The sequence below is a fragment of the Mycobacterium florentinum genome, assembly GCF_010730355.1.
In the GTDB taxonomy this organism is placed as follows: Bacteria; Actinomycetota; Actinomycetes; order Mycobacteriales; family Mycobacteriaceae; genus Mycobacterium; species Mycobacterium florentinum.
Genome location: NZ_AP022576.1, coordinates 3,548,031 through 3,567,112, shown reverse-complemented (window position 1 = coordinate 3,567,112; position 19,082 = coordinate 3,548,031). Strand labels below are relative to the sequence as shown.

General features: G+C 67.4%; 16 protein-coding genes and 1 pseudogene. 8 read left to right on the top strand and 9 right to left on the bottom strand.

The window, feature by feature from the left end; genetic code table 11:
- Positions 1 to 27: 27 nt before the first annotated feature.
- Positions 28 to 729: an ABC transporter permease gene (locus G6N55_RS16900; RefSeq protein ID WP_085222965.1), complete on the top strand. Its 702-nt coding sequence runs from the start codon at positions 28 to 30 to the stop codon at positions 727 to 729.
- On the opposite strand, the gene G6N55_RS16895 is transcribed toward G6N55_RS16900, so the two are convergent.
- Positions 726 to 1,328 (bottom strand): DUF998 domain-containing protein, encoded by a 603-nt coding sequence (locus G6N55_RS16895; protein WP_163667371.1) that lies wholly within the window; start codon positions 1,326 to 1,328, stop codon positions 726 to 728. The genes G6N55_RS16900 and G6N55_RS16895 overlap by 4 nt on opposite strands.
- A gap of 137 nt (positions 1,329 to 1,465) precedes the next feature.
- Between G6N55_RS16895 and G6N55_RS16890 the strand changes: the two genes are divergently transcribed.
- Positions 1,466 to 2,401 carry an alpha/beta fold hydrolase gene (locus G6N55_RS16890; RefSeq protein WP_163667368.1) on the top strand — a complete coding sequence of 312 codons (936 nt, stop codon included), beginning with the start codon at positions 1,466 to 1,468 and terminating at the stop codon, positions 2,399 to 2,401.
- 53 nt (positions 2,402 to 2,454) lie between these two features.
- Here the strand turns inward: G6N55_RS16890 and G6N55_RS16885 are convergent, their stop codons facing one another.
- A complete protein-coding gene (locus G6N55_RS16885) occupies positions 2,455 to 3,390 on the bottom strand; it encodes a 2-hydroxyacid dehydrogenase (RefSeq protein ID WP_179968184.1) in 936 nt (311 codons plus the stop codon).
- An 87-nt stretch (positions 3,391 to 3,477) separates the two neighbouring features.
- Here G6N55_RS16885 and G6N55_RS16880 point away from each other — a divergent pair, with 87 nt between their 5' ends.
- On the top strand, positions 3,478 to 4,335 hold the full coding sequence (locus G6N55_RS16880; RefSeq protein ID WP_163667365.1) for an alpha/beta fold hydrolase: 858 nt from the start codon (positions 3,478 to 3,480) through the stop codon (positions 4,333 to 4,335).
- Here G6N55_RS16880 and G6N55_RS16875 read toward each other — a convergent pair.
- Positions 4,332 to 5,549 carry a GNAT family N-acetyltransferase gene (locus tag G6N55_RS16875; RefSeq protein ID WP_085222223.1) on the bottom strand — a complete coding sequence of 406 codons (1,218 nt, stop codon included), beginning with the start codon at positions 5,547 to 5,549 and terminating at the stop codon, positions 4,332 to 4,334. The genes G6N55_RS16880 and G6N55_RS16875 overlap by 4 nt on opposite strands.
- A gap of 138 nt (positions 5,550 to 5,687) precedes the next feature.
- Here G6N55_RS16875 and G6N55_RS16870 point away from each other — a divergent pair.
- Positions 5,688 to 6,638: pseudogene (locus tag G6N55_RS16870) on the top strand (LLM class flavin-dependent oxidoreductase).
- 5 nt (positions 6,639 to 6,643) lie between these two features.
- Here G6N55_RS16870 and G6N55_RS16865 read toward each other — a convergent pair.
- The 5 genes from G6N55_RS16865 to G6N55_RS16845 form a co-directional block, all read right to left on the bottom strand.
- Complete coding sequence (locus tag G6N55_RS16865) at positions 6,644 to 7,825, bottom strand: MFS transporter (protein WP_163667362.1); 1,182 nt, start codon at positions 7,823 to 7,825, stop codon at positions 6,644 to 6,646.
- 125 nt (positions 7,826 to 7,950) lie between these two features.
- Complete coding sequence (locus G6N55_RS16860; RefSeq protein WP_085222225.1) at positions 7,951 to 8,370, bottom strand: DUF6636 domain-containing protein; 420 nt, start codon at positions 8,368 to 8,370, stop codon at positions 7,951 to 7,953.
- A gap of 9 nt (positions 8,371 to 8,379) precedes the next feature.
- Positions 8,380 to 9,591, bottom strand: a complete 1,212-nt coding sequence (locus G6N55_RS16855; RefSeq protein ID WP_085222226.1) for an acyl-CoA dehydrogenase family protein — start codon at positions 9,589 to 9,591, stop codon at positions 8,380 to 8,382.
- 27 nt (positions 9,592 to 9,618) lie between these two features.
- Positions 9,619 to 10,230: a TetR/AcrR family transcriptional regulator gene (locus tag G6N55_RS16850; protein ID WP_085222227.1), complete on the bottom strand. Its 612-nt coding sequence runs from the start codon at positions 10,228 to 10,230 to the stop codon at positions 9,619 to 9,621.
- 101 nt (positions 10,231 to 10,331) lie between these two features.
- Positions 10,332 to 11,522 (bottom strand): cytochrome P450, encoded by a 1,191-nt coding sequence (locus G6N55_RS16845; RefSeq protein WP_085222228.1) that lies wholly within the window; start codon positions 11,520 to 11,522, stop codon positions 10,332 to 10,334.
- A 245-nt stretch (positions 11,523 to 11,767) separates the two neighbouring features.
- Here G6N55_RS16845 and G6N55_RS16840 point away from each other — a divergent pair, with 245 nt between their 5' ends.
- From G6N55_RS16840 to nrfD, 4 genes are read left to right on the top strand one after another with little or no spacing between them, the layout of a single operon-like run.
- Complete coding sequence (locus G6N55_RS16840; RefSeq protein WP_085222229.1) at positions 11,768 to 12,655, top strand: fructose bisphosphate aldolase; 888 nt, start codon at positions 11,768 to 11,770, stop codon at positions 12,653 to 12,655.
- A gap of 48 nt (positions 12,656 to 12,703) precedes the next feature.
- Entirely contained in the window at positions 12,704 to 16,024 is a 3,321-nt protein-coding gene (fdh, locus tag G6N55_RS16835) for a formate dehydrogenase (protein WP_163667359.1), read from the top strand.
- The gene (locus tag G6N55_RS16830; protein ID WP_085222966.1) at positions 15,999 to 16,970 is read left to right on the top strand and encodes a 4Fe-4S dicluster domain-containing protein; all 972 of its coding nucleotides are present in this window, start codon (positions 15,999 to 16,001) and stop codon (positions 16,968 to 16,970) included. The genes fdh and G6N55_RS16830 overlap by 26 nt, the downstream gene beginning before the upstream one ends.
- On the top strand, positions 16,967 to 18,052 hold the full coding sequence (gene nrfD / locus G6N55_RS16825) for an NrfD/PsrC family molybdoenzyme membrane anchor subunit (protein WP_085222232.1): 1,086 nt from the start codon (positions 16,967 to 16,969) through the stop codon (positions 18,050 to 18,052). Before G6N55_RS16830 ends, nrfD begins: the two co-directional genes overlap by 4 nt.
- A gap of 6 nt (positions 18,053 to 18,058) precedes the next feature.
- Here nrfD and selD read toward each other — a convergent pair whose 3' ends face one another.
- Positions 18,059 to 19,042 carry a selenide, water dikinase SelD gene (selD, locus tag G6N55_RS16820; RefSeq protein ID WP_085222233.1) on the bottom strand — a complete coding sequence of 328 codons (984 nt, stop codon included), beginning with the start codon at positions 19,040 to 19,042 and terminating at the stop codon, positions 18,059 to 18,061.
- Positions 19,043 to 19,082 lie beyond the last annotated feature (40 nt).

The window sequence follows — 19,082 nt, the reverse complement described above, 5'->3', positions numbered from 1 at the left end:
GGGCTGATCGTCCCGGTGCTGCTGCTGGTGCTCTGGCAGCTCGTCACGGCGGGCACGGGGTTCTTCTCGCCCAGCCAGCTCCCGCCGCCGGGCGACGTGGTGTCCGCGCTGGGCGAGCTGCTCCGGCGCGGTGAGCTATGGACTCACTTGCGCGCGAGCGGTTCTCGGGTGCTGGTCGGCTATCTGGCGGGCACCGCCGCGGCGCTCACGCTGGGTTCACTGGTCGGGCTGTCGGTGGTCGTGCGCAGATTGCTCGCACCCACCATCGCGGCGTTTCGCACGGTGCCTTCCCTGGCGTGGGTTCCGTTGTTGCTCTTGTGGTTTGGCATCGACGAGACGCCGAAGATCCTGATGGTCGCCATTGGCGCGTTCTTTCCGGTCTACACGACGACGGCCTCGGCGCTCTCCCACGTCGACGCACAGCTTGTCGAGGTGGGACGGGCCTACGGACGACGGGGCGCATCCCTGCTCGCGACGGTGATGTTGCCCGCCGCGGCTCCGGAGTTGGTGAACGGGCTCCGATTGGGCTTGGCGAATGCGTGGCTGTTCGTGGTCGCGGCCGAGCTGATCGCGTCCTCGAAGGGCCTCGGGTTCTTGTTGCTCGACAGCCAGAACACCGGGCGCACCGATGTGATGCTATTGGCCATCGTCCTGCTGGCCGCGTTGGGCAAACTCAGCGACGCGATCCTGGGCGCCGTCGAGAAGCGGCTGGTGCGCCGGCGCAGCTAGTCGCAGTCCGGACCGTGCGCAAGCCTCAGCAGGTAGGCGGCGGTAACCAGCTGCCACCCGATGATCGAGTAGACGCTGCCGCGCTCCCACGCCCCGCTCGGCAGCAGATTGGTCTTGGCCGTCGCCGAGTTGACGATCACCATGACCAGACTCAGCAGGCCAACGGTCGCGAGGAGTTCGGAGGTGTGGCGGTACCAGCGCCACCCGCCGACGGTTGCGACTACCGCGGATCCCGCGAGGATGGCGGCGTTGCCCCCGACGATCGCCAGCACCGCTCCGGCGCGATGGAGCTCGCCGCTGTGCACGGTCCCTATCACGATGTTGCCGATCGCGTTCGTGGCGACGAAGCCCAAAAACGCTTGGGCCCTTGGGTTATCGGGAATGCCGACGATGAGTAACGCGCCGAGCAGGAACAGCACGCCCTGCAGATAGAACGCGATGTGGATCAAGTATGCGTGCGGGGCGTTCACCCCGAGATCGCTGATGTAGTTGCGGGTGTAGCTGTAATCCGACCCGAAACTTGCGGCGGCGACCGCCTCGAGCACGAGATAGCCAACAGCCGCCACGACCCAGAGCTGGGCGCCTCGTCTGGTAGCCACGGTGGTCAACCTCCCGTTGTTACGGCGACCCTACTGAACCGGCCGACGCCACGTCAGACACGGGGACTGGTTAAAACGTTCGCGCAACGCCGCAGCCAGTGCGTCCCAGCCGCGTCGCGTGCCCGCACAATGACGCGGTGCCCGCAGTTTGGAGAGTCCTCCTGCCGACCACCGCGCTGGTGCTCGCGCTGGTGAGCTGTGCGCACGGCGACCCGGCGCGGGCATCGGGTTCGTCGGGTGACTTCAGCGGGCCGATCGACATCGGCCACGGCCGCCACCTCTACCTCGAATGCCGTGGAAAGGGCAGCCCCACCGTCATCTTGGAATCGGGCTATCACAACTCGTCGGATCCGTGGAGCCAGTCCGACGCAGCAGCACCGGCGGCGGGCCCCGCCGTACTGCCCGCCCTGGCCGGCACCCATCGCGTCTGCGCCTACGACCGGCCCGGCACCCTGCGCAATTCCGACCCGCTCGAGCTCAGCGACCGCAGTTCACCGGTCGCGATGCCACGCACCGCGCGCGAGGTCGTCGGTGACCTGCACGCGCTGCTGGATGCCGCACGGCTTCGGGGCCCCTACCTGCTTGTCGGGCACTCGCTGGGCGGGCTTTTTGCCCGGCTGTACGCCCAGACCTACCCCGACCAGGTGTGCGGGGTGGTGTTCGTCGACGCCTTCGGTGTCGAAATACCGAGCCTGCTGGGAGTCGACTGGCCCGCATATCGGCGGGCGTTGGATACGCCACCGCAGCAGTTCGCCGATTCGTCCGCGTTCGAGGAGGTCGATATCGACAAGAGCGTCGAACAGGTCGGCGCCGCCCCGGTGTTTCCGCCCATTCCCATCGCGGTGCTCACCAGGACCGAGCCGTTCGTGAGTCCCGCGACGGCGTCGGCCGAGCAGGGCACGAAGTTGGAGCAGGCATGGCGCGAGGCCGCCTCGGATCTGGTCGCGCTGGTGCCGCAAACGCCGCACTTGGTCGCGACGGGTAGCGATCACTTCATTCAGATTCACCAACCCGACCTGGTCGCGGCCGCCGTCGCGCTGGTTACACAACGGGCCGGCACGACCCGGCATTAGCGACGCCGCACATCGCGCCCGGTCGTGGTGCCCCACCCGCCGGCGCCGGCGAGTTAGCGGCGCGGCGGCAGCACCGGGGTGACCAGCTCGCCGGTAGCCAGATACCGGTCGAGGTTTTCGATCGCCAGCAGCGCCATCGCCCGGCGGGTCCGCACCGTGGCGCTGCCGATGTGCGGGAACAGCACCACGTTGTCCAGATCGCGCAGCGCCGCAGGCACATTGGGCTCGTCGACGAACACGTCCAGCCCGGCCCCGCCGAGCTCGCCCGCGGCGAGCAACTCCACCAGTGCCTCTTGGTCCACGACGCTGCCGCGGGCGATGTTGATCAGATAGCCCTCCGGCCCCAGCGCTTCGAGGACAGCGCGGTCGACCAGATTGCGGGCCTTGGGGTCGCCGGTCGTGGCGACGACGAGGATGTCGACCGATTCGGCGAGCTCCAGCGGCGACGCCGCATACCGGTAGGGCGATCCGTCGATCCGGTGGCGGTTGTGATACGCGATGGCGCAATCGAATCCGACCAGCCGCGTCGCGATCGCCGATCCGATGCGGCCCAGACCCAAGATGCCGACCTGCAGGCCACTGACGTCCCGGCCGTACCCGAATCGCCCCTCCCTCGCCCAGCTGCCCGCCCGCGCAAAGCGATCGGCCTCGCCGAAGCGGCGCAGGGTCATCAGGATCAGCCCCAGCGCGGTGTCGGCGACGGTGTCCGACAGCACGTCGGGCGTGTTGCTCACGCCGATGCCACGCTGACGGGCGGCCTCCAGGTCGATGGAGTCCACGCCCGCCCCGTAGTTGACGATCGCCCCCAAACTCGGCAGGGCCGCGACGGTCGCGGCGTCGATGCCGCGGGGCGGAGCCGACGTCAACACCACGCGAACGCCGGCCGCGTGGTCGGCCAGGAACGCGGCCCGCTCGGGCCCGTCGGGCAGCTCCGGGATGTCGTACCGGGCGAGCAGTTCGGCCTCGTAGGTCGGTTCGAGCTGGCCCATCCGTAGCACGTCGGGCAATGACTTGATGGTCACGCCGGCATCATCTCCTGCGTCGGTGGCCCCCGCTACATGCGAGAGAATAGCCGCATGGCGACTCTGCGCGCACGCGACTGGATCGACCAATGCGAGACGCTGACCAGCCGCCGGGGACACCGCATCGCGTACCGGCGTCGCGGGCAGGGGCCGGCCGTGCTCCTGCTGCACGGATTTCCCACCTGGTCCTACGACTACGCCGAGGTCGCCACCGACCTTGCCGCCGACCACGACGTGGTCACGCTCGACTTTCTCGGCTACGGCGCCTCCGACAAACCAAACCCCTACGAGTATTCCGTCGCCGAATCAGCCGACGTGGTAGAGGATTTGGCGGCGCACCTGCACCTGGATTCGGTACGCCTGGTCGCCCACGACTACGGCGGCATCGTCGCCCAGGAGCTGATAGATCGGGTGTCGGCCGGCACCCTGGGATTCGGCATTTCCAGCCTTGTCATGCTGAATTCCGGGATCGTCTACAACGCTTACCGGCCGACGCGGCTACAGAAGCTCTTGATTCTGCCGGTGATCGGAAAGCTGATCGCCGGCCGGGTCAATGCCGGCCGGCTACGCTCCGGGCTCGATGCGGTCCGCGGGTCACGGCTGACCGACGCCGAGCTGGATGACCTCTGGTACGGCGTTTCGCGAGACGGAGGCCACAAGATCGTACATCTGCTGATCCGCTACAACGCTGAACGTGCCGAACACCACCGTCGGTGGGAGCAGGCGCTGGCCGGTTGGGATGGTCCGCTGCGGCTGGTGTGGGGACTCGATGATCCGGTCTCGGGGCGCCATGTTCTCGAGGCGGCCGCCGACGTTCTGCCGCGCGCCGAGGTGACGAAACTCGACGGCGTGGGGCACTATCCGCAATCCGAAGCGCCACAAGCAGTTTCGGACGCGGTGCGCCGGGCCTAGAAGAACGTTCCGGCATGCGGTGTTTGACGCACCGCGAACAGCTCATCGGCGACGGCTAGCGCCGCAGGATCCTCGGCCCGGACCAGCCCGGCCGTCGCGAGACTGTGCCAGCGGGTGCCGCCCAGCAGCACGGCACCGAGCCCCTCGATCCCGACGTGCAGGTCGGCACGCCGGGTGGTCGGTTCGGCCCCGTCTGCGCTGATCGCGAAGCTGGCCGAATTCTTTGGCAGCAGTTGGTCATTGACGGCGACCGTGATCGCGCCGGCCCCGGCATAGGACCGACTCGCCAGCGCGTTTTCGGCGTCGACGACCCGCAGCCACGTTTCGTCGTGCACCGCGGTCACCTTGACCGCACGGCGATCGACGAGCAGCGAGGGCAGCGGATCGTCGAGGGGCAGCATCCAAAACGTCACTCGGTCAACGAGATCCAGACCGAGGAGGAAGCGCACTAATCCGAGATAGGCCTCGGTGGTCGGCGCGAAGAAATCCTCGACCACAATGGTGCGCTGGTCGCTGAGGAACCACCTGTCGGTGTCGGTCGGGCGGTAGCGGGCGAAACCCGATTCGGCGCCGGGCTCGCCGTGCACGGCCACATACCAAGCACCCGAAGATAATTCGGTGCGCAGCCGTACGCCCTCCCACCACCCCCCGGGACGGTCGATGGTTCCCGGCCGCGACGGGCGATTGGCGTCATAGATCCGGGGCAGGATCTCCCAGGCTTCGGCGGGGCTGACCAGTCGGACCGGACCACCGGACCCGACACCTGGACGAAATGCCGCCCGTGCAGTCGTAATCTCCGCGCTCTGCATCGAGCTCGCCACGCCGTAGCCGTAGCGCCCATAGATCGTGGCCTCCGACGCCCGCAACGAGGCGACCACCTCATCCCGCGCCGTGAAGTCGTTCAAGAGGTGACGCATCAAGTCGGTGGCGATGCCCTGTCGGGTGAAGGTCGGCAGCACTCCGATGTCCGTGACGGCGGCGTGGCTGATCGTGGCGCCGCCGGGCAGGGTCAGGGTGCTCGTCGCGGCGCATGCGGTGCCGACCAGTTGTCCGCCGACGAACGCGCCGACCATACGACCGGGTTCGAGCATCTTGGTGATCTGGCCGGGCGGCAGATCCGGTATCGGCGGAAAGCCCACCATCGCGACGCGAAACACGTTCAGCGCAGCGATGAGGTCGCCCTCACTCTCGAGAACCCGGAGCTCGGTGGTCATTGCGCAATCATGTCTTGTCTGCGCCGCGCCGGCGCCAAGGCCCCGCCAATTTGGTCCAGCCATTCCGTCAGTGGACGGGTTAAATCCGCCCAGAATCCAACTTGTCCTGCGCTTGCCGGGCACCTACTTTGGCGAGAGATGTCTGCGAGATTCTTCTGGTTCCTGCCCACCACAGGCGACAGCCGTTCGATCGTCGGCGGTTCCCACGCGTCGTCCAACCGCGACGTCCCCACCGGGTATCGCGCACCGAGCCGCCGCTACCTGGCCGAGGTGGCCCGCGCCGCCGACCGCGACACTGCAACGTTTTTCCGAGGGCAGGGTGTTGCTCAACGTGGTCAGCGGCAGCGACGACGCCGAGCCACGCAGGTTCGGCGACTATCCCGGTCACGACGAGCGCTACGCGCGCACCGCCGAATTCCTGCGGATCGTCCGACCGGTCTGGACGCAGGATTCGGTGAACTTCACCGGGAAGTACTACACCGTCGAAGATGCCCGCGTCTCGGCGCCGCCGAACCCGTTGCCCGGGATCTACTTCGGCGGGTCATCCGGCGCTGCCTTGCTGATCGCGGCCGAATTCGCGGACGTCTACCTGACCTGGGGTGAGCCGCCGCAGGCGGCCGCCGCCAAGATCGAGAAGGTGCGCGCGCGCAGGCTGCCGCGCGGGGCCGCAGGATCCGGTTCGGCATCCGGCTGCACACCATCAGCCGCGACACCTCGTCCGCCGCCTGGGCCGTTGCCGATGATCTGCTCGCCGACCTCACCGACGATCAGATCGCGAAAGCCACAGCGCTGCATGCTAGTTCGGAATCCGTAGGGCAGCGACGGATGACCGCGCTGCACGGCGGTCGGCTCGACAAGCTCGAGATCTATCCCAATCTGTGGGCCGGGGTGGGCCTGGTCCGTGGGGGTGCCGGCACCGCGCTGGTCGGTAGCCACCAGGAGGTCGCCGACCTGATCAGCGAATACCATTCGCCGGGCTTCGACGAGTTCATTCTCTCCGGCTACCCGCACCTGGAAGAGGCGTACTGGTTCGCCGAAGGCGTATTGCCGCTACTGGCCAAGCGGGAACGGAATCGCGCTTCCGCGTAGCGGATCTACGTGGCGGGCTGTGGCACCCGCCGCATCCGCAGCAGGACCGGCGGCAGTAGCAGCGCCACCGCCAACCATGACACGGTGGGCAACCAGGGCAAGGCGGACGCTACCGCCGCAACCCGATCACCATGCGCGGTCACCAGCGCGATGCGCGCCATCGTCGCCACCGCAATCACCGAGAACAGGGCGCCGGCCGCGGTGCCCTCGCGGCCGTGGCGGCCGATCGCAAAGGCAGTGACAACCGCGCCGACCATCACCGCGCCCCAGGCTGCGCCGCAGACGAATTGGGCGATGCCGAGCGAGACGACGTCGGTGGCCAGTGCGGCGGCCCACGCCGATCCGGCGGCAATGACTGCGCCCACCATCATCGCGACCAGGCCGCCGAGACGCTTCGCCAGCAACGACGCCAGCGGTGTCAACAGCGCGAACCCGATCCAGAACAGCGACAGCAGTGCCGGAAGTCCGCTGGGTTCAGCGTATTTGGCGAAGAGCCGCTGGGCATTGAGCGAGGAATGCACCTGGAATCCCAGTTGCGCCACCAAGACCGCCGCGAGGAACATCAGCAAGATCCCGACCCGAAATTCGGTGGGTGCCTCTTTCTCGGGCGGCGCGGTGCGGGTGAGGGTCTTTTCGGCCCAGACGATCGACAGGGTCACCGCGAAAACGGAGACGGCCGATGCGCCGAAGAGGATCCGCGGGTCGTACGTCGTGAGCCGTCCGGTCAGAAAGGGCGTCGACGCGGTGGCCATACCGGTTCCGACCACGAACAGTGACGAGACCCACGGTTGCCGGCCGTCGGGCGTGTATCGGCCGAGCAGGGCCAGCGGCGGTGCGCGCAGGGCCGAGGAGGTGATCGCCCACACCACAATCAACGCCACGAAAATGTAAGCACCAGAACGCGATACGAGCGGCAGCAGCAGGAACGCCAGCGCCGAAACCGACGTCGCCGCCGCGATGATCCAGCCCACCCGGCCCACCATCCGCGCCACCCGGTCGACGGCGACACCGGCCGCCCAGTCGCAGCACGCGAAGATGATCTGATCGCACACCAGAAGCCAGCCGACCACGCCGGCGCTGATGCCGGCCTGCGCCGCGAGTTGCGGCAGATAGATGACGTACCCGACCCACGTCAGTCCGAAGGCGAGCTGCAGCAGCCCGAAATAAAGTCCGACTCTCGTCGACACCCCACGGGGCATGATGTGGCCCTTCTGACGCAAGCACCTTCTCGAAGGATTACGAAGCTAGCGATGAGAGTCGTTCAGGCCAAGACGGTTTAGGGCGAAAAAAGGACGAAAAGCGAAGCCCGGCCTCACCCGATCGAGGTAATCCCCGCATTGGAGATGGTGAATCCTTTGCCCGAGGACGCGGTGCAGGTCACTCCATCGGGCTTGGATGTGCAGGTGAAGGGACCGACACCGGCGGTTTGGCCATAGTCCAGGGTAGGCGCGCCCTCTCCGGCGTTGCCCACGCAGGAAACACCCTTACAGGTGGTGACGACTCCGCCGGTGGACAGGTGCACGGATTGCTGCGGCTCGTTGGTCTGGCAATAGGCCTCATCGGGGATGCCGGGGTCACGCTTGTAGTTGACCTCGCAGCTGATGTTGCGTGACGGAGACAAGAACGCGCACATGGACGGCGTGCAGGCCGGGTTGTCCGCCGCGGCCACCGGCATTCCCGCGCAGCAGCCAACGACGACGAATCCGATTCCCGCGACGACCGCACGCTTCATGGCTCAAACCTAACGGATCGGCAACCCCGTGAGCGCCCGCGAAATCACCAGCCGCTGGATCTCGCTGGTGCCCTCGAAGATGGTGAAGATCTTCGCGTCGCGGTGCATCCGCTCCACGGGGTAGTCGCGGGTGTAGCCGTTGCCGCCCAAGATCTGGATGGCCTCGTCGGTGACGTAGACCGCGGCCTCGCTGGCCACCAGCTTGGCCATCGAGCCCTCCGCGGAGTCGAAGTTCTGGTTGTTGCGGGCCATCCAGCCGGCGCGCCACACCAGCAGCCGGGCGGCGTCGACCCGGCTCTTCATGTCGGCTAGCTTGAACGCCACTGCCTGGAATTCGCCGATCTTGCGGCCGAATTGCTCACGCTGGCAGGCATATTCGAGCGCATACTCGTAGGCGGCCCGGGCCACACCGACCGCCATCGCACCGACGGTCGGCCGGGTGCGCTCGAAGGTCTTCATCGCGGCCTGTCCGCCCGCCGAGGCGCCGGACTTGACCCGCGCGATTCGGGCCTCGAACTTCTCGCGGCCGCCGAGAATGCAGTCCTCGGGCAGCCGCACGTTGTCGAGGACAACCTCGGCGGTGTGCGACGCGCGGATACCGTGCTTCTTGAATTTCTGCCCCTGCGACAGGCCCTTGGTCTCGGGCGGGATAACGAACGACACCTGACCGCGGGTGCCCAGCTCCGGATAGACCGACGCCACCACGATGTGCACATTGGCGATCCCGCCGTTGGTCGCCCAGGTCTTGGTGCCGTTGAGAACCCACTCGTTGGTCGCCTCGTCGAAGCGGGCCCGGGTGCGGATGGCACCGACGTCAGAACCCGCGTCGGGCTCCGAGGAACAGAACGCACCGAGCTTGGGGTCGCCGGGCGTACCGAACATCTCAGGCAAATACTGGCCCAGCTGCTCGGGAGTTCCGTTGCCCGCCAACGCCGCCGCGGCCAGCCCGGTCCCCATGATGGACAGGGCGATGCCGGCGTCACCCCAGAACATCTCCTCGAACGCGGTGAGAAAGCCCAAGCCCGTGGGCTCGGCGGCTTGTTGTGCGAAGAAGTCGGGGGAGTACAGGCCCACCTTCGCGGCCTCCTCGATGACCGGCCACGGGGTTTCCTCCCGCTCGTCCCATTCGGCCGCGGCGGGGCGGATGGTTTCGGCCGCGAACTGGTGCACCCAGTCGCGCACCTCGATCACGTCGTCGCTCAGTTGCAATGAGAAAGTCACGGTTCTACTCCTGAAATAGGTTGATGTTCAACGGTTTCTGGGGGTGGTGTGGTGCGCGAGCATGCTGACGGTTTGGGTGACCCAGGCCTCGAAATAACGGTCCTCGTCGACGTTGCCCGGTAGCCGTCCGGACAGCGCCTGCAGCGTCGCCGCGTGGGACAACGACGCGATCGCCACGGCCGCGGCGGCCTCGGGATCGGGAATGCTGGTGCGGCCGGCGCGATTGGACGCGGCCAGCTCGTCGGCGAACCGCTGATAGGCGTTGTCGGTGATGACCTGCCACGTCTTCTCGTCGAGATCGCCGAGCTCTTCGGGTTCGCGCAGCATGACCTTGAGCAAATCCTCGCTTTCGTTGAGGTTGCTCCAGATCAACTGGCCGGCGGTTCGCACCGCCTGCTCGACGCCGTCCGGCTGCCCGGCGTCGAACTGCTCTCGCGCGGCGACGATGCTGTCGATCCGTTGGGTCACCGCCGCCTCCAGCAGTTCGCGCTTGGAGGCAAAGTGCTTGTACAACGCGCCCGATCCGGGCGCCAGGCCGGACGCCCGCTGGATGTCGGCCACCGACGTCGCCGCATAGCCCTTGGCGGCGAAAAGCTTCAGCGCCTCCGCCAACAGTCGATCGCGTCCCGAGTCGGGCATGGTGAGAGAGTACTCACTCACCAACGAGATAGCAAACCGTTCGTCGCGCGCGTTCGACCACAACCCTTACCCGGTGCGGGTGCCGATCCGGCGGTAAATGTTCAGGCCGGTGTCAGCTTGAGGGGAAGGTATTGATGCCGGCGGATGATGTTGTTCACCGCCCAGACCGGTTGCCCGACAACATCGATCCGGTCCACCCGTTCCAGCAGCGCACGCAAAATGGCAGCGGTTTCCATCCTGGAGAGTCCCTGACCGGCGCAGGCGTGGGTGCCGTGGCCGAAACCGATGTGGCGGGCCGCGTCGCGGCGGATGTCGAAGATTTCGGGTCTGTCCCACTCGTTTTCGTCGCGGTTGGCCGAGGCGTACATGACCAGAACCCGGGACCCGGCAGGTATCCGCGTGCCGGCGATCTCGGTGTCGCGGCACACCTGGCGTGCGAAGGCGCGCAGCGGCGATTCGTAGCGGATTACCTCGTTGACGGCATTGGGGATCAGGCCGGGCTGCTCTTTGAGTAGGCGCCACTGCTCGGGGTGCGTACCCAGCAGATACAGGGCGTTGGAGATGGCACTGATCGTCGTGTCCAGGGAAGGGGCGAGGTAATCGATCATCAGGGCCGGGCAATCGTCGTAGCTCAGCCGGCCGGCGTCGGCGGCACACAGCAGCTCGTGCGCCATGCTTCCGTCCAGGACGGTGCGTTGCCGCACCACGCGACGGGCGAACAGTAGCATCTGCAGGCTGCGTGGAGTCGCTTTGATGGCTTGCCAATTGAGCGGTCCGAGGATGTCGAACGTGGCGCCGGCCCAGTCGATCAGATGCTTACGTTGATCGCGCGGCCAGCCCACGAGATCGGGGACGATGGCCAGCGGCAGGGCCGTCGCCAGATCGGCGACAGCGTCGACGTGGCCGCGTCGCACGGCGGCGTCGACGACGGCGTCCGCCTGCTTTTCGATGGCTTCGCTGACGGAGCGCAGCGCCCGGGGCAGCAGCCGGTGAGCAAGAAGCTTGCGGCGCTGATCGTGTTCGGCGCCGTCACTGTTGAGCGTGGTGCCGCGGGAGAGTCGGTTGCTGAACGGGTTGAGCGCGACGCCGCGTCCGGAGATGAATGCTCCGTCGTTGCGCAGCGTGGCTTTGCACTCGGCGTAGCGCGGCAGCGCGTAGACCCGGTGGCCGTGCAGCCGGACCACCGGGCCGGCGTCGCGCAGTCGCCGATAGTGCGGGTAGGGGTCGAGCAAGGCGGCGCGGCTGTAGATGTTGTGCCGGTAGGCGGCCACACCATTGGGCCCGTTGCTCATGGGGAATCTCCTAGCTGCCCGGCCGAGCCGTTCCTCCGCATGACCGGGCCGATGCTGACGAAATCGTCACATATGCCGATAGTCTCAGTCAATAGGTTCTGGCCGAATCGTCAGCGGTGCGGCATACCGGCGGCAGTCGAAAGTCGCTGTAGGCACACAGGTGCCGGTGCGCAATGCTGGGACCCGGGGTCGCCGGGTTCTCAGCACCGGGCGGGGCCCGGACCAAACAACGACGAAGGGATGCAGTGAACGAAGAGCAACGCAACGCAATGGCATCGGGGCGTGGCTTTATCGCCGCGCTGGACCAAAGCGGTGGCAGTACGCCAAAAGCCTTGAAGCTTTACGGGATTGAGCAGGACTCGTACGACGACGACGAGCAGATGTTCAACCTCATCCACGAGATGCGCTCGCGGCTGATAACCAGCCCGAGCTTTACCTGCGACAAGGTGATCGCGACCATCCTGTTCGAGCAGACCATGGACCGCACCATCAATGGTGAGGACTCCGCGGCCTTTTTGTGGAAGCAGAAGCACATCGTGCCGTTCGTGAAGGTCGACCAGGGGCTGGCCGACGCCGAAAACGGGGTGCAGCTGATGAAGGAAATGACCAAACTCGACGGCTTGTTGCAGCGGGCCGTCGGCAAAGGCATTTTCGGCACCAAGATGCGCTCGTTCATCCAGGAGCCCAACCAGACGGGCATCAACGCCATCGTTGCCCAGCAATTCGAGTACGCGGACAAAATCGCCGCGGCCGGACTGATGCCGATCATCGAGCCCGAGGTCAGTATCAAGAGCCCCGACAAACCCGAAGCGGACGGCCTGCTGGTGGCGGCGATCAGCGCGAAGCTCGACGAGCTCCCGGGCGACCGGCAGGTCATGCTCAAGCTGACGCTGCCCGACGAGGACAACCTGTACGCGCCGCTGATCGACCACCCCCGAGTGCTGCGGGTGGTAGCCCTGTCCGGCGGCTACAGCCTCACCGAGAGCTGCGAGATCCTGGCCCGCAACCACGGCCTGATCGCCAGCTTTTCGCGGGCCCTGACCGAGGGGCTGACCGCCCAGCGCAGCGATGCGGAATTCGACGAGAAGCTGGGATCGAACATCGACCAGATCTACGCGGCCTCCATCACATAACCGCTGCCCACGCCGCACGCCGAGAGGGCGCACACTAGGCTTCGAACCATGGCTCCGAAGCTGCCCTCGCCGAAGATTCTCCTCGAATGGCCCGTGATCCGTCAGCTGCGTTCGGGTGACGCGTTCGGTCGCGGGCAGGCGGTGACTTCCAAGCACACCCGCGCCATCACCGCACGCACCACGACCGCCGACCGGGTCGTGCAAAGTGTGTGCCCGTACTGCGCGGTCGGCTGCGGCCAAAAGGTGTTCGTCAAGGACGAGAAGGTCGTTCAGATCGAAGGCGATCCCGACTCGCCGATTTCGCGCGGCCGGTTGTGCCCCAAGGGGTCGGCGAGCGAGCAACTGGTCAACTCGCCGGGCCGCCAGCTCGAGGTGCTCTACCGCGCCCCGCGGGCGACCGAATGGGAGCGCCTCGACCTGAACACCGCCATCGACATGGTGGCCGATCGCTTCCTCGAGTCCCGCCGCAATACCTGGCAGGACATCGACAAGAAGGGCAACCTGCTACGCCGCACCATGGGGATCGCGGCGCTCGGCGGCGCGACGCTGGACAACGAAGAGAACTATCTGATCAAGAAGCTCTTCACCGCGGCGGGCGCGATTCAGATCGAGAACCAAGCTCGCATTTGACACTCCGCCACGGTTCCCGGTCTGGGAGCCTCCTTCGGGCGCGGCGGCGCCACCCAATCACTGCAAGACATGGCCAACGCGGATTGCATCATCATCCAAGGCTCCAACATGGCCGAGTGCCATCCGGTGGGGTTCCAGTGGGTCGAGGAGGCCAAAGCCCGTGGGGCGCGGCTGATCCACGTCGACCCGCGCTTCACCCGCACCTCGGCGGTGGCGGACAAACACGTCCCGATCAGGGCGGGCTCGGATGTGGTGCTACTCGGCGCCCTGATCAATCACGTGATCACGAACGACCTGTGGTTCAAGGAGTACGTCGTCGCGTACACCAATGCGGCCACGCTGATCAACGAGAACTTCAGGGACGCTGAGGATCTCGGTGGCCTCTTCTCCGGCTTCGATCCCGAGACGGGGCAGTACGACCCGTCCTCCTGGGCGTACGCGGAACAGTCGGATGACCAACCCGAGTCCGGAGTTGGTGACGAACTGGGCAGCGGCGGTGCGCCGTTGGCGCACGCTCGGGTGCAGCGCGACGAAACGCTGCAACACCCGCGGACGGTCTTCCAGATCCTCAAGCGGCACTACGCCCGCTACACGCCTGAGATGGTGCGCGACGTCTGCGGCATCAGCCTCGCCGATTTCGACTATCTGGCCCGCTCCATCGTCGAGAACTCCGGCCGCGAGCGCACCACCTGCTTCGCCTACGCCGTCGGCTGGACCCAGCACACCCTCGGGGCCCAATTCATCCGCACCGCAACGATTTTGCAGCTGCTGATGGGCAACGTCGGCCGCCCCGGCAGTGGCATCATGGCGTTGCGCGGCCACGCCAGCATCCAGGGCTCCACCGACATCCCGACGCTGTTCAACCTGCTGCCCGGTTACTTGCCGATGCCCAAGGCGGGCACTCACGACACCCTCGCCGACTACCTCGACGCGGTGGGATCCAAGCAGCAGAAGGGCTTCTGGGCCAACGCCGATGCTTACACCGTCAGCCTGCTCAAGGCGTGGTGGGGGGGCGCCGCGCGGGAAGACAACGACTGGGCCTACGACTACCTGCCGCGGCTGTCCGGACCGCACGGGACCTACCAGACCGTAATGGGCATGCTCGACGACGAGGTGGAGGGCTACTTCCTGCTGGGTCAGAACCCGGCGGTCGGGTCCGCCCACGGCCGCATGCAGCGACTCGGCATGGCCCACCTGAAATGGCTTGTGGTGCGCGACCTTAACCTCATCGAGTCGGCCACCTGGTGGAAGGACGGCCCGGAGATCGCGTCCGGGGAGCTGGAGACCGAAAAGATCGAGACCGAGGTGTTCTTCTTCCCGGCGGCCACGCACGTCGAGAAGGCGGGAACCTTCACCCAGACGCAGCGGCTGATCCAATGGCGGCACAAGGCACTCGAGCCGCCCGGCCAGTGCCAAAGCGAATGCGAGTTCTTCTACGAGCTGGGCAAGCGGATCAGGGCGCGGCTGGCGGGTTCGACCGACGAGCGCGACCGCCCGTTGCTGGACCTGACGTGGGATTACCCGACCGACGAGCACGGCGACATCGATGGCGAGGCGGTGCTGGCCGAGTACAACGGTCACCACCTCACCGGCCCCGATGCCGGCAAGCCGGTGTCGTCCTTCGCCGAGCTGCGCGCCGACGGTTCGACCGCGTCCGGCTGCTGGATCTATGCCGGGGTCTACGCGAACGGCGTCAACCAGGCCGCTCGCCGCGTCCCGCACGGCGGCACCGGCCCTAGCCAGTCGCAGTGGGGCTGGGCGTGGCCGGCCGACCGCCGGATTCTGTACAACCGCGCGTCGGCCGACCCCGACGGCAACCCGTGGAGCGAGCGCAAGCGTTACATCTGGTGGGACGCCGAGCAGGGGCGCTGGGTCGGCGACGATGTGCCCGACTTCCCCGTCGACCGAGAGCCGGGCAGCCGACCCGACCCCGCGCTCGGCGGCCCGGCCGCGCTGGCCGGCGATGATCCGTTCGTCATGCAGGCCGATGGCAAGGGTTGGCTGTTCGCGCCCAGGGGTGTGGTCGATGGGCCGTTGCCCACGCACTACGAGCCGCAGGAGTCGCCGGTCGTCAACGCGCTGTATCCGCAGCAGCAGAACCCGTCGCGAATCATCTTCCCGCGCAAGGACAATCTGAGCGCACCGAGCGCCGGCGAGCCCGGCGCCGACGTGTACCCGTACGTGTTCACCACTTACCGGCTGACCGAGCACCACACCGCCGGCGGCATGAGCCGGTGGTTGCCCTACCTCTCCGAGTTGCAACCGGAGATGTTCTGCGAGGTCTCCCCGGAGCTGGCCGCCGAACGCGGGCTCGAACCCTATGGATGGGCCACTATTATCTCGCCGCGCGCGGCGATCGAGGCGCGGGTGCTGGTCACCGAGCGGATGAATCCGTTGGTCATCGGCGGGCACACCGTGCACCAGATCGGACTGCCCTACCACTGGGGTGTGGGCAGCGACGCGGTGGTGAGTGGCGATGCGGCCAACGACCTGCTGGGCGTGACGCTGGACCCCAACGTGCAGATCCAGGAGTCCAAGGCCGGGTCCTGCGACATCCGGCCGGGCCGCCGGCCGCAGGGCGCGGATCTGCTGCGGCTGGTCGCCGAGTACCAGTCTCGTTCGGGCGCCACGGTCGAGACGGACAATGTACGAGTGACCGAGGCCGTCTGGGACGTCATCGACCCGCCGCACGGGAAACACAGAAGGGGAGCCGATGGGTCAACTGACCGGACCGACTGACCCTGCCGCCGATGCCGGTTGGGGAGATGCCAAGCCGCGCAAGGGCTTTTTCACCGATACCTCGATCTGCATCGGTTGCAAGGCCTGCGAAGTGGCATGCAAGGAATGGAATCGGAACCCGCGCGACGGCGACCTCGAACTGCTGGGGTCGTCCTACGACAACACCGGTTCGCTGGGGGCGAGCACCTGGCGCCACGTGGCGTTCATCGAGCAGGGTCGCGACCGGATCGAGGAAGCCCGCGAATCCGGGCGGGCGTTGATTGGTTTGGGAATGCCGGCTTTCCCCGGTGCCCAGGACAATGCCGACACCAAGCCGCCGGACACCCCGGAGTTTCGCTGGCTGATGTCCTCCGATGTCTGCAAGCACTGCACGCACGCGGGCTGTCTCGATGTCTGCCCGACGGGGGCGTTGTTCCGCACCGAGTTCGGCACCGTGGTGGTGCAGCACGACGTGTGCAACGGCTGCGGAACCTGTGTGGCGGGATGCCCGTTCGGTGTGGTCGAGCGCCGTAGCGACGGCACCTACGCGACATCCGAGCGGCAGTCCGATCAGCTGGCCCACGAATACGTCACCGGCGTCGCCCAGAAGTGCACCCTGTGCTACGACCGCTTGGTCGAGGACCAGACGCCGGCCTGCGCCCAAACCTGTCCGACCACGTCGATCAAGTTCGGCAATCACGACGATCTGGTGGACCGGGCGCGGCAGCGGGTAGCTCAGCTGCACGCCGAAGGGCGCACGGAGGCAAGGCTTTACGGCGCCAACGAGAATGACGGCGTCGGCGGTACCGGGTCGATCTTCCTGTTGCTCGACGAACCGGAGGTCTACGGACTGCCGCCCGATCCGCGGGTGTGCACGGCCGACCTGCCGACGATGTTCAAGCGGGCCGGCATGGCCGCGGCCGGCATGGCCGGGGCGGCTGCGCTGGCGTTCTGGAGGAGCCGGTGAGCACCTCGGAATTCGACAGCTTCCGTCCGCCGGAGCCCAAGGGCGGCAGGCGTCGCAAAGGTAAGCGCGCGGGCCGGCGCGGCGGTGGTGACGGCTCGCGCGAGATGCCGATGGTTCCCGACGCCGAATTCACCTCGTATTACGGGCGCCCCGTCGTCAAGGCCCCGCCATGGGGACACGAAGTGGCGGCCTACCTGTTCTTGGGTGGCGTCGCCGGCGGGTCCGGCCTGCTGGCGGCGGGCGCTCAGCTCACCGGCCGAAAAACGTTGCGCCGCAACACAAGAATTTCCGCACTGATCGCGGTGTCGCTGGGTGCGGTCGCGCTGGTGAAGGACCTGGGCCGGCCCGAGCGTTTTGCCAACATGCTGCGGACGGTCAAGCTGACCTCGCCGATGAGCATCGGCTCGTGGATTCTGAGCCTCTTCAGTGCGGGCATCGGGGTCGCCGCGGTGTCCGAGGTCGACCGAATGCTCGGCGAGCGAATTCCGTTGGGCCCGTTCCGCCCCGTGCTGCGAGCCGTGGAGGGACCCGCGGGACTCGGGGCGGCGGTGCTGTCGCCGCCGCTGGCGGTCTACACCGCGGTGCTGCTCACCGACACCGCGACCCCGACGTGGAACGCCGCCTATCGCGACCTGCCGTTCGTGTTCGCCAGCTCGGCGAGCCTGGCCGCGTCGGGATTGGCGATGATCACGACCCCGGTCGCCGAGGCCGCACCCGCGCGCAAGCTGGCCGTCATCGGCGCGGTCAGTGACCTGATCTCCGCGCGGTTCACCGAATTCCGGATGGACCCGGTGACCAGAGAGCCGCTGCACCACGGCACGCCCGGCCGGTTGCTGGCATGGAGCGAAAGACTGGCCGCCGCAGGCGGTTTGGGCGCACTGCTCGGTGGGCACCGCCGCGACGTCGCCGCGTTGTCCGGCCTGGCGCTGCTGACGGCGTCGGCCATGCTGAGGTTCGGTTTCTTCGAGGCGGGCAAGGAATCCGCCCGCGATCCTCGCTACACGATGGAGCCGCAGAAACGCCGGCTGGCCGCTCGCCGCGCGGCCGGGATCACGGACGACTCGATCACCACCGCCGATTGAAGCCGGCTAGCGAATCTCGATGCCCTCGCCGGTGACGGTGTGGCCGATCACCGGGTGCCCGGGCAGCTCGCCCACCACGAGCAGACCGCCCGAGGTCTGCGCATCGGCGAGCAGTAGCAGCTCATCCTCGGTCACGCCGGGGCCGGGACGCAGATGCGGCCGGACCCAATCGAGGTTGCGGCGAGTCCCGCCCGAGACGAAGCCGTCGCGCAGCGCCGCGCGTCCCGCGTCGAGCACCGGCACCGCGCAGCGGTCGATGACCGCGCCCACCTTTGAGGCCCGGCACATCTTGTAAAGGTGGCCGAGCAACCCGAAGCCGGTCACATCCGTGGCCGCGCACACACCGTTTGCCACCGCGGCCTCGGCGGCGTCGCGGTTGAGCCGGGTCATCGTCGCGATCGCCTCCGCGAACACCTCGCCGGTCTGCTTGTGCCGATTGTTGAGCAGCCCGACACCGAGCGGCTTGGTGAGGGTCAGCGGCAGCCCGGGCTGGGCGGCGTCGTTGCGCAGCAACCGATTCGGGTCCGCCACACCGGTCACCGCCATGCCGTACTTCGGCTCCGGGTCGTCGATGGAGTGGCCCCCGATCACCGGGCAGCCGGCCTCCGACGCCACCGCCAGGCCGCCGCGCAGCACCTCGGTCATCAATTCCAGCGGCAGCACGTCGCGCGGCCAGCCGACCAGGTTGATCGCGACCACCGGGCGTCCGCCCATCGCGTAGACGTCGGAAAGCGCGTTGGCCGCGGCGATCCGGCCCCAGTCGTAGGCGTCGTCGACGACGGGCGTGAAGAAATCCGCGGTGGACAGCACCGCGATGTCGCCGACCAACACCGCGGCCGCGTCGTCGCCGTCGTCGAGCCCGACCAGGACGTTGTCGCTGTTCTGTCCGACCAGGCCGCGGACCGCTTCTTCCAGCTCACCGGGCGGGATCTTGCAGGCACAGCCGCCGCCGTGCGCATAGCCGGTCAGCCGGGTCTGGGTCTGGGTCATGCCACGAGCCTACGAGGAACGGGCCGGCTCACAACCCGCC